The sequence below is a fragment of the Caulobacter sp. S45 genome, from assembly GCF_009765965.1.
In the GTDB taxonomy this organism is placed as follows: Bacteria; Pseudomonadota; Alphaproteobacteria; order Caulobacterales; family Caulobacteraceae; genus CAHJWH01.
Genome location: NZ_LMUL01000011.1, coordinates 577 through 12221 on the forward strand (window position 1 = coordinate 577; position 11645 = coordinate 12221).

Here is an 11645-nt window from a genome sequence, read left to right on the forward strand (position 1 = left end):
AAGCAGGGACTCGACATGGCGTTCAAACTGCCGGCCTTGGCCGGGTCCCGGCAGCATGCCGAAGGTCTTCAGCACACCGCGGATCATGTTGATCAGGCGCGTTCTCATGCCCACGAGTTGGGCCCGGGGGAGCTACGTCCAAGCGGAGACGAGTTAGCGTTGGACTGACAGCACCTGATGGAGTGATGAAGCGCCCTCCGCGCGTGACTTAGGCGGGGGGCGTTTCATTGAGTCAGCTTTAGCGGCTCGTCCCCCAAGCGAAGATAAGCGCAGAAGAGTGATCAATGGCGGAGGCGATTAGCTGATGCTTGTATCGAGCATCGGGATGACGTTTGGGGCGAGTTGAAGGCCGGTACATTCAGTTTTTCAGCATTGGACCGAATTTCTATAGTTGTGCCGATCCGAGGTTTGGGGCCGCGCCGGGTGCAATCAGCCATTCTGAACTGCGCCAGGCCTGCGGTGCGTTTGAGGTTCAATGTTCATGCGGTCCGGCGACGGACTCCTTCGAACGTTGACGGGATTTTCACGGAGGATGCGCAAAAACGCGCGATGCGCCATATTCTGTCCTTCCTTATCGTCCTCGCCTGCCTGCCCGTTTGCGCCCGAGCGGCAGATCTCGATGTGCACGTGCGCACCGCGCGCGGGGCGCCGGTTTCCGACGCCATCGTCACGGTCGAGCCGGAAGCGCGTACTCCAGCTCCCCTTCGCTTCACGCAGCCGCTGGCGATGGCCCAGCGGGGGTTGCAGTTCGATCCGTTCGTGCTCGTCGTGCCGGTCGGGGCCGAGGTGCGCTTTCCCAACGAAGACCCAGTTCGCCATCAGGTCTACTCGTTCTCTCCGACGAAGACGTTCGAGCTCAAGCTTTACGGCAAGGATCAGACCCGCACGGTGCGGTTCGACAAGGCTGGCGTGGTCTCACTTGGCTGCAACATCCATGATCAGATGGTCGCGTTCATCAAGGTGACGGACGCGCCCTTCGCGGTGAAGACCGACGCTAGCGGTCACGCGGTTCTGCACGGCTTGCCCGTCGGGCGGGCGACCATCCGGGTCTGGCACCCCTACATGAAATCTCCGAACGGCGAGCAGAAGCTGGACCTCGCGATCCCTCGCACCGGATCAATCGCGCAAAGCTTCACCGCCGAGCTGCGTACGCCCGCGATGCGGATGCCAGGCTACTGATCCATGCCATCGTCTTCTCGAGTGCGGTCAGGCCGCGATCTGGTGCGCCTTAAGGGCGTCGGCGCATCCGCCGTTGGCCTGTTGCTGGCCATAGCCGCCGCCAATCCCGCGGCGGCCGAGACCGACCTGTTTGGGCGCGACACCCTCTCCGGCGTGCTCGACGCCCGACTCAGCGCGGCGGACGGCGAGACGTCCTTCCTGGACGGCGGATTGGGCAAGACCCAGTACAGCGGCGGTGGAGCCAATGTCGCGGTACGGCCGACGCTCGACCTGGCGGCGTTGGTATGGCGCCCGCAGCTCGGCGGCGATCTCGGCGCTTCGGTCACCGCCCAAGGCCAATCCGGCCAAACGCATGGGATCGATCTGGCCGAAGCCTATTTGCAGTATCGGCCCGTCCCGCACTCCGCCACGCGCTTCGGATGGCGCGTCGGGCTGATGTGGCCGCCGGCCTCACTGGAACATGATGGCGTGGGTTGGACCACCACGCGGACGCTGACGCCGTCGGCCATCAACACCTGGATCTCAGAGGAGGTGAAGGGTGTTGCAGCGGAGGCATTCGTCTCGCGCGATATAGGCGGTCATCGCCTGTCGGTCACCGCCGCAGCGTTTGGTGAGAACGATACGGCAGGCGCGCTGCTGACCTATCGGGGGTGGGCCCTGGACGACGTGCGCGCGACCGCCTTCGGCACGTCGCCCTTGCCACAGCTCCGGTCCGATTCTTACCTGCGGCTGCCAGACGACACCCAGCCGGTCGTCAACCTGGACGGCCGGCCAGGCGGATATGCTAAGCTGGAGTGGCGGCCTCCCGCGCCCATGGCGTTACAGGCGTTCGTCTATGACAATGGGGCGGATCCGGGTGCGGTGAAGGACGGATATTGGGGGTGGCGTACGACGTTCGCCGACCTGGGTCTGACCGCCCGTCCCGGAGCTGGGGTCGAGGTGCTGGCTCAGGCCTTGGCCGGACATACATATTCCGGCCCTTACACCTCGCGCGGCTGGCGCAATGACGTGGATTTCAACTCCGCCTACCTCCTCGCCACCGAGGTGCAGGGCCGCCATCGCTTCACCGTGCGTGGGGATGCGTTCGAGGTCAAAAACAACGCGGCCCCGGTGTTCGGCGAGCATGGCGAGCATGGATGGTCTGCGACCGGAGATTATGCTTACGCGCTGACGCCAAACCTCAGCCTGTGGGTGGAGACCATGCATGTCTGGAGCGGCCGTTCGGAACGAAGCTCAGCGGACCTGCTTCCCGGACAGCCTCAAAATGTTCTTCAGATCGCAGTGCGAGCCGCACTTTGATTCGTAGCGCTGAGCTGGGTTTTTTAACCATGAGTTTATAGGACGGGATTAATCAGGGCTTGCGGCTTAACTGCGTCGATCTGCGAAGTCACGGATTTCGATCGGCTCGCGAGCCTGGAACAAGAGAAGAGCCCTGTTCAAACATCTCCGTACGAAGTTCACGGTCCTCTATGCGGCCCTGTTCGTCAGCGCCCTCGTTCTGATCGGGGTATCCGTTTACGCCACGGCCGCCCGCAACGTCGAGCAGATCGGCCGCGACCAACTGGCTATGAGCGGGGTTGTGTTTGATAATCTACTGACGACACGTAATCGCGGGCTTCAGGCCGAAGCGGAAATCCTGGCGCATGACTTCGGCTTCCGGGCCGCTGTAGCCACCAAGGACCAAGCGACTGTACGGTCGGCCTTGGACAACCTTGCGGCGAGGCTAGATCTCAACCTAGCCTTCGTTGTCGGGCTCGACGGTCATCTCGTCGCCCAGGACGAAACGTTGGGGGTGAAGCTGCCCCAAAGTGTGGTGCGCGCAGTCCAATCCGACTATCCGGTGGCTGGCATTTTTCACATTGGCGGGGTCGCCTACGAAGGCGTCGCCGCGCCGATCCTCACGCCCGAGCCTGCTGGATGGGTGGTGTTCGCCAGGACGCTCGGCTCTACGGACATGGCGCAGTTGGAGCGCCTGTCTGCTATTCCTTTGCACGCGGCGGTGTTGAGCCGGCGCAGCGACGGGACTTGGATGGCGCTGGATACGCGCCACCCTCTTCGCTCCCGCCCCGAATTGCGGGCCCGTATCGGTCGCGCGCTGGCGGTGTCGACGCCGAAACCGTTCCGTTCGACGGACCCGGACGGCGCCGCATTGGTGTTCGTCCATCGTTTGACAGGCCTTGGAGACGACCAACAAGTGGCGCTCCTCCTGCGCTATCCGTTGGCCGATGCGCTGAAGCCTTTTCATGCGCTATTCGCCAACATTGTCGCCATTGGGCTCATCGCCATCCTGTTGCTGGTGGTCGGAAGTTGGGTGATCGCGCGTAATCTGACCAGACCGATCTCGGCGCTTGAAGAAGCCGCCCAGCGGCTGAGGCGCGGAGAGACCGCGCGCGTGGTCGTGGGCGGGGGGGACGAGATCGCCAGCCTTGGCTACACCTTCAACGCGATGGCCGATGGCATCGTCGAGCGGGAAGCGAGCCTCAAGCAAGCACGCGACCTCGCCCAGGCCGCAGATCGCGCCAAGAGCGAATTTCTCGCCAACATGAACCACGAGTTCCGTACGCCTTTGAACGGCGTATTGGGCAGCGCGAGCGTGTTGTCCTCCACCCGTCTCGATCCGGATCAGCGTAAAATGCTGGGGCTCATCGAGCGCTCGGGCGAAGGATTGCAACGAATCTTGGACGCCGTGCTGGACATGGTGGAGATCGGCGCCGGCGGGATCGAGCTGCTCGAGGCGCCCTTCGATCTAGCGGCCTTATTGCAGGCGCTCGCCGATGAGGCGGCTTTGGCCGCCCACGCCAAGGGGGTGGCGTTCGAGTACACCCCGATCGAAGAGGGGTGGGTCCATGGCGATGCGCGACGCGTCACTCAGGCTTTATCCAACCTCCTCAGCAATGCGGTCAAATTTACGGAGCAAGGTAGGATTATCTTGAAAGCCAGTCGTCTTCCTGGCTCGCATATTTATCGGTTCGAGGTGCACGATACGGGCGTCGGCTTTGATCCGCAGCGCGTCGCTGAGATGTTCCAGCCCTTCAGCCAGGCAGACGGCTCATTGACGCGCAAGTTTGGCGGCGCGGGCCTAGGCTTGAGCTTGGCCCGCCAAGTCGCCCGCGCAATGGGTGGTGAGATCGTCGCCGATGGCGTCTTGGAACGGGGGGCAACATTTGTTTTCACCGTCCCGCTCGTCTCGCACGCCAGGCCCGCGCCTCTGATAGAGCAAACCCCGTCTGCGCCTCAAAGTTCGGCGATGGAGGATGATCTAGAGCCCTCTCCGCTGCGGGTCCTGCTGGCCGAAGACCATCCGGCCAATCGGATGGTGGTGGAATTAATCTTGGGCGCAATCGGTGTCGATTTAGTCAGCGTGGAAAACGGCGCCCTAGCGGTCGAAGCGTATCGAGAGCGATCCTTCGACGTCGTGTTGATGGATCTGCAGATGCCGGTAATGGACGGACTGACAGCGATCAAGCTGATCCGTGCGCACGAAACCGAAGCCGCTCGGCCAAGCGCGCCAATTATCGTCCTCAGCGCCAATGTGCAGTCAGAACACCTTAGGGCCTCAGCTGCCGCAGGCGCCGATCGCCACCTCGCCAAGCCGATTGTCGCTTCTGTCTTGATAGCGGCTCTGGAAGATGTTCTAGCCGCCTAAGGCAAGTCGAAGAGGAGCACCCGTATCTACCTAGGCGTGCGCTTTAGACTGATGCGCACTCTAATAGGTAATTGCTATATTATCATACGCATTGCCAGAACTGTGAATTTCGCCCCGAATGTCCGGGGAGAGCGCGGCCTTTTTGCTCATTGCTGACGTCAATTTCGGAATTGCTCGGCTTTGGCCGAAGGCCGGAGGGAACAGCGGCCGCTGAATTCGTCTAACGACGCCGATCAAATTCCATGGAGCGCCAGCGCAACCGCCCCGCCCTTGCCGTTGAAGTGGGCGTCATCGGTCTTCCAGTGCGCTGCACATGTGTCGTTACGCCGCCGAGGCGCGTTCTCAATCGGTTGTGAACTTGTATCTGACCATGTGCATGCGGGAATTCATCTAGATGAGGGAGATCTGGACCGTGCTTCTTCGCTTGGTGGCGTCTGTTTGCACCGGCCTGATCTTGCTGGCAGCCTTGGCCGTCTCCGCCGAGGCGGCTGAGCACGTGATATGGACGCCCGAAGCCCTGGCCGCAGCCGTGGAGCGTCAGGCGTCCCGGGCGAGCTTCTCAGACCTGGAACACTTTGGTCACGACGCCCTGACGGGCCGTCAGGCCGACCGATTGCAGCGGCTGGAACACGTGGCATGGCTTGAACTGTACGAGTCCGACTATCCGCGGTTTTCGTATTGGAACGGGCAACTTCGGGCCGAGGCGCTTAAGGCCGGCGACCTCCGCTACGTGGCGATCGCCGATCTCGATCGGCTGCGCAGCCGTTACGACCAGGGCGATGTTTCGGCCGAGGCTGGCATCCTCGCCGTCGCACGCACCGCGACCGACGGGATGGTCCGCTCGCGCGCCATGATGCTGGAAGCTTATTTCCTGACGGTCCGGGGTCAGGCGGCGGAGGCGCTTCGCCTGTTGTCGGATGCGGACCACCTGGCGATCGCCACCAAGACCCCGGAGGCGCGGGCGGACATATGGGACACCGAAGGCCTCGCCCTTATGAAGCTACAGGACCTGAACGGGAGCGCGATCGCGTTTGGACGATCGCAGTTCGAGTTCGGCCGGCCTGACTATCCGCGCCCCGACTTCGACAGCATCTGGAACTTGGCTGGCCTCGCCGCGAAGCTGGGCAGGGCTGATCTTGCGGAGACCCTCTATGCGGTCGAGCATCGTTTGGCTCTAAGTTCCAAGGTGTCCAGTCTCGGGGCCTGGGACGACGACCTCTGCGCAGTGGTGGCGGAAACCCGCGACGCCCCCAAGCGCGTTCTGAGCTGTCTACAGCCGCTTGGGCCGGCTCTTCGTGGGGCTCAATTCCTGGCGCCCAGAGTCCTTCCCGCCCGCGCGATCGCCTATGCGCGTCTTGGTCAGCTTCAGGCGGCGCGCCGCGACCTCGCGACGTTCAGAAATCTGAAGCGGGAGATGCGGACAGCCAGGCAATCGGTGTTCGAGCGCCTTCCCGAGGTCGAAGCGGAGGTGTTGCACGCGGAAGGGCGCGATCGGGCGGCGTTCGAGACGCTTCGCCATTATGCCCGTGCGCACCAGACAACCGAGGCCCAGGCCTTCGGCCAGGGGGTGGGTCAACTGACCGGTCTGATGGCCGAGCAGCTTAGCTTCCGTCAGAACCAACTCGTAATGACCCAGAAAAACCTCGCGCTGGTCGACCGCGTGGTGCGCGACCAACGGCTGATGGGCTGGGCCGGCGGCCTCTTGGGTCTGGCCGTCCTTGTTGGGCTTGGCTGGCAATGGCGCGTGTCGCGCCAGCTCAGGACCGCGCGGATCGAGGCTGAGGCAGGCAGCCGCGCGAAAGGCGAGTTCCTCGCCAACATGAGCCACGAGATCAGGACGCCCCTAAATGGGCTTCTGACCATGGCGGATGTGATGGATCGCGATGTGCTTCCAGCCGAACAAAAACAGCGGCTCGCCGTCGTGCGTCAGTCCGGCCGGGACCTATTGCATCTCATCAACGACATCCTGGATTTCTCCAAGATCGAGGCCGGCAAGCTGGAACTTGAGACCATCGCTTTCGATGTGGAGAGATCGCTTCAGTCGACTCTAGCCGGCTTCGCCACCACGGCGGAGGCCAAGGGGCTTGAGCTTCGTCTGGATATCGCCCCGAACGCGCTGGGTATCCGGCGAGGCGATCCTGGGCGGGTTCGCCAGATCGTGGCCAATTTCGTATCTAACGCGCTCAAGTTCACCGCCTCTGGCAGTGTGCACATCACGATCGAAGGCGTCGGCGCCGAAGGCCATGACGGGCTGCAGATCGCCGTTCAAGATACTGGGCTTGGCATACCGCCCGAAAAAATGAGTCTGTTGTTTCAAAAATTTTCCCAGCTCGACGCCTCCACTACGCGTCGATTTGGCGGTACGGGTCTGGGGCTGGCGATCTGCCAGGAACTGGCGAGCTTGATGGGCGGGCGCGTTTGGGCCGAAAGCGTGGAAGGTCAGGGCTCGACCTTTTTCACTATCCTGAACTTGCCGTTCGTTGAAGCCGCTGCCGAGGCGGCCGAGGTGAAAGACAAAGCGGAAGACTGCGAGACGGCGGTGCGGCCACTGCGGCTGCTGGCCGCCGAGGACAACGCAACCAACCGGCTGGTCCTCTCGACCATCATGCAGATCTTCGGCTTCGACCTTGTGGTGGTGGAGGACGGCGCCCAGGCGGTGGAGGCGTGGCGCACTCAACAGTTCGACGCCATCCTTATGGATGTTCAGATGCCGGTCATGGATGGCGTCCAGGCGACCCGTGAGATCCGCGCCGTTGAATTACAGGAGGGGCGGCCGCGGACGCCGATCATCGCGCTCTCGGCCAACGCCTTCACCCATCAAATCAATGAATATTTGGCGGCCGGGATGGATGTTCATGTCGCCAAGCCTATCGAGCTCCCCGCTCTGCAATCTGCCTTGGAGGCGATATTTCAGGAGCAAGTTCCGCCAAAGCTTGCCGAAACGATATAGCACCGCTTCGGTGCCGGATGTGGGCCTGGAACGGCGACGAGGGTACTGTCAGCGCAAATTCACATATGCCGATTATGAAGGGATCGCCCAGCGGTCCGACCTCGCCAACGCCTTATGGTGTCGATGCTTGCTGCCCAAACCAAGCCCGCGAAAACAAGCGGGACGCCAGAGGTGACGGAATTCTTGGTTTGGGCTGACAATACCCTAGGGTTTAATAGCACCCGTCTTGGTAGCGGCCGCCACGATAAATCAACGCGGGGGAACAATAAGGGGAGCCGTAGATGAGCGGTGACTCGTCGTAATATCCGCCGTTTCAACCGCCATAGCCGCCGCCCCGAAAGCCGCCGCGCCCGTCCCCGCACCCGCCATGAAAACCGCCGCCACCCCGCCACCGCCACCGCCGCCGTGGAAGCCACCGCCGCCGTGGCCACCACTCGCTCCCTATGGAAGTCTCGCTGTAGCCCCACGTCCTCCTTCGGCCAAATGAGGTGAGATTGGGCGTTTTTTCAAAAGGGTGCTCTACGCGGCCGTGTCGGGAACGCAGCGGCCATTCCACGGCTTACCGCACTGGCGGACATGAGGCGGATCGGTAAGTGCGTTGAGCGGCGATCTCTGGCGAAAGCCCGCCTTCATGAAACTTTGGTCGGCCCAGGCGATCTCCGAGTTCGGGGCGCGCTTCGCCCGTGACGGCCTGCCGTTGGCCGCCGTACTAGTCCTGCACGGAAGCCCACACCAGGTGGGCCTGATCGCGGCCCTGGCGATCCTGCCCCGCATCGTGATTGGAACGCTGGCGGGCGGCTATATCGACCGGTCTAACCGCCGCTGGGTCATGATCGGGGCGGATGTTATGCGCGCGCTCCTGCTCGCTACCATCCCGCTCGCCGCGGTGTTCCATGTTCTGTCGATCCTGCAGCTTTATGGGGTGGCCTTCCTCGTCGGCGCCGGCAGCGTGGTCTTCGACATCGCCAACCAGGCCTACGTCCCGGCCCTGGTCGACCGTGAGCATCTCCTGGAGGGCAACACCAAGCTGAGCGTCACGGCCTCGCTGGCCAATGTCAGCGGGCCGGCGGTGACGGGCTTGCTGATCCAGTTGGTGACGGCGCCCTTTGCGGTCGGCCTCACCAGCATCAGCTACGGCGTGTCCGCGATCCTGCTCGCCTGGATGCGTCACACCGAGCGCCCGAACCGGGTCGAGGCCAAGGGGTGGCTCGTGGACTTCCGCGATGGGTGCAGTGCGGTGTTCGGCGAGCGCATCATCGGGCCGATCTGTCTGATGGAGACGAGCGCCAACCTGTTCGTCGCTATGTTCGCGAGCCTCTATCCCTTCATCGCCCTACGCGAGTTGCACCTGACCCCGTTCATGTTCGGTGCGACCTTCGCGGCCGGCGGGGCAGGGGCTCTATGCGGTGCATGGCTCAGACCCTGGCTTACCCGCCGGCTTGGGATCGGGCCCGCGTCCATCCTGGCCATCTTCGTCGCGGGCGCGGCGACCTTCGTGTTTCCGCTGACCTATGGGCCGCCGGTGATGGCGGCGATCCTGCTGGGGGCGGCCCAGTTTGTCGGCGATGCGTTGAGCACCGTCTCCGGCATTACGATCAACACCCTGCGCCAGAGCGCTTTCGAGACCGATCGGCTCGGCCGCGTCAACTCGGTGTTCCAGGTGACTGTCGGCGCCGCGTCCCTGGTCGGCGCCCTCGCCGGCGGCTGGCTCGGCGAAGCGCTGGGCGCGCGTCAAGCCCTCCTGATCGCGGCGGCGGGTCTTACAGGCTCGACCCTTTGGGCCTTCCTTTCGCCGCTCCCGGGCCTGCGCCATGCACCCGGGCCGACCCTGAGCCGGGGGTGGCCCAGCGCTCGGATGTGATCTGCGGATGCAAACCTGAAGCCGTGGCTGCCGGTGATCATCATCTAGCTAGGTCGTGAACTCAAAGACGGATGGGAGGTTGTGCGGCGGGGCAAAGATATGCGCCTGAGCATTGGTCCCGACATCCGCCTTGAGCCATGTCCTGAGTCGAGAACGGTAACTTCGTCCGGATCACCCCGCTAGCGCGTATGGGCCCTGCTCCAGAAACTCACCGTCCGCCCGCCGTCGGGCCCCGGTCCGGAAGCGGACCGGATGATCGACCGCACCGGGTGGATGCCGGCCTTCATAGAGGCCCCGAAGGCTGCGCGATTGCGCCCCGTTTTTGGCGCGAAAGGAATTATCCGGCCTCGTAATCGCCCGTCAACCCAAAGCTGTTTCGATGTCTTCGAGCAGGGGTTGGGCGAAGACGATGAAACCGGACGCATTCCGTTGGGCGCTGGCGGGAGCCGGCGGCGCCGTGCTGTGCATGGTGATCGGCGCGATGGCCTGTGCGCAGATTTCGCACCTCTCTATGACCTTGACGCGCCTCAGCGTGTCGTCGGCGGACTTCCTGTTCGAAAATATTACCCAAGGCCAGACCAGGGAGGGCTTCGTCATGAGCGTGATGAGCCCGCTTCGTCGGGCTGACCGCAGCGGAGACGGCCTCGACCGCACGGACATCGCCTACCTAGCGCAGCAGGAAGCGGCCCAGCGCCGGGCGCAGCGTTTCATGGAAGTCCTGAGGTACGACCTGAACGGCGACCTGCGCGTCACCCGCGCCGAGATCGAAACCGCTCAGCCCAGCTACGCCCGGCGTCCAGCGGGCTACGTCCAGACCATGGCGGACCGGCTCATGGATCGGTACGACCAGAACCATCACGGCGTGATCGACATCCACGAGATCGTAACCGCGCAGGACACCGGTAACTACTGGGAAGACCACGAGCGGACCCGGCTGGAGCAGTTGCTGTCGCTGGGCGGCAACCGCCTCACCGCGGCTGCGCTGGAACGCATCGCCGAGAAGAGCTTCGACAGCGTGGACACCGACCACAACGGGACCATCTCGGAGGATGAATACAAAGCCGTGCGCGCGCGGATCGGCCCTGACTTCAGGCGTCAATCGCCCGGACACGCCATCGGCATGTGAGCGGACTCAGCCCGGCGCGTGTGAGTGGCCCGACAGACAGGGCAAGGCTCGCGCACATAACTGGCGTCCGTAATGCGCTTCAACTCGTCGGTAAGAGCAGACTCCTGCTATGTCAGAGATGCGTTGACAATGCCGCCATTCAGGATCGCCCGTAGGGCTCATTGAGCTTTGGTATGTCCGAGAAGGGGTGGAAGACGGACCTTTGAATTGAACGTGCTGCCCGTCGAAAGCGCTCCTACTCTCCGCCAACATGTGCATTCCAAGCTCGGTCAGCTTCAAGGATGTGAACTGCCTCGATCTTATGGTCATCTGCCAGATCATATCTAATTGATCTTGCGGCATGACAACCGTGATAAACAGTCCTGGGATTGGGGTGAACGGGTATGCACCCGCTCATTTCTTCCATGACGAGTATCTGCGAGCCCTGCGCCCACGACAAGGTTCGCAGGTAGATATTACTATCGAACTCTTTTTGGATACGAGCGAGGAAGCTTGCCCGGTCAGGTGAGACCAGCGTGTCGGCCAAATAGACCTTAACGTCTGGCCGAAATATTTCCCCGTAGGCTTGTAGATGACGACCGTTATAAGCGTCGTCTAGCAGTTTCACGTAAGCAGGGAAGCCAGGTGGTGGCGGTGGCGAAGGTTGGCTCACTGCGTTCGAGGAGAAGTTAAGCACGACCGGCAGCGCAACGGCTGCAGCCCAGCGTGTTCTGCTCATAACGTTGGCTCCCAGACACACGGGAGGGTAGCGTGATTGACCCAGTGGTCAATGTCCGTCATGGGTCGCCAACTGCCGGGGGCGGCCGTCCCGGAACCCGCCATTGCGGACGTCCGAAATCGGGCCGACGTGATTTCGTCCGCATGACCCCAAACATCGGCCATT

At 62.8% G+C, this 11645-nt stretch carries 7 protein-coding genes; 6 read left to right on the plus strand and 1 reads right to left on the minus strand.

Going from position 1 to position 11645, the window contains the following annotated elements:
* The first annotated feature begins 423 nt into the window (after positions 1-423).
* From GSQ87_RS06385 to GSQ87_RS06410, 6 genes are all read left to right on the plus strand, one after another.
* Positions 424-1179, plus strand: coding sequence for a methylamine utilization protein (locus tag GSQ87_RS06385; RefSeq protein ID WP_216839070.1), 756 nt, complete (start codon positions 424-426; stop codon positions 1177-1179).
* 3 nt (positions 1180-1182) lie between these two features.
* A complete protein-coding gene (locus tag GSQ87_RS06390) occupies positions 1183-2478 on the plus strand; it encodes a hypothetical protein (protein WP_158914448.1) in 1296 nt (431 codons plus the stop codon).
* Positions 2479-2746: 268 nt separating this feature from the next.
* The gene (locus GSQ87_RS06395; RefSeq protein WP_158914449.1) at positions 2747-4825 is read left to right on the plus strand and encodes an ATP-binding protein; all 2079 of its coding nucleotides are present in this window, start codon (positions 2747-2749) and stop codon (positions 4823-4825) included.
* A 394-nt stretch (positions 4826-5219) separates the two neighbouring features.
* Complete coding sequence (locus GSQ87_RS06400) at positions 5220-7775, plus strand: ATP-binding protein (protein ID WP_158914451.1); 2556 nt, start codon at positions 5220-5222, stop codon at positions 7773-7775.
* 598 nt (positions 7776-8373) lie between these two features.
* Positions 8374-9636 carry an MFS transporter gene (locus tag GSQ87_RS06405; protein WP_256375871.1) on the plus strand — a complete coding sequence of 421 codons (1263 nt, stop codon included), beginning with the start codon at positions 8374-8376 and terminating at the stop codon, positions 9634-9636.
* A 409-nt stretch (positions 9637-10045) separates the two neighbouring features.
* The gene (locus GSQ87_RS06410) at positions 10046-10762 is read left to right on the plus strand and encodes an EF-hand domain-containing protein (RefSeq protein WP_158914454.1); all 717 of its coding nucleotides are present in this window, start codon (positions 10046-10048) and stop codon (positions 10760-10762) included.
* Between the two features lie 235 nt (positions 10763-10997).
* Here GSQ87_RS06410 and GSQ87_RS06415 read toward each other — a convergent pair whose 3' ends face one another.
* Positions 10998-11480, minus strand: coding sequence for a hypothetical protein (locus GSQ87_RS06415; RefSeq protein ID WP_158914456.1), 483 nt, complete (start codon positions 11478-11480; stop codon positions 10998-11000).
* Positions 11481-11645: the final 165 nt, after the last annotated feature.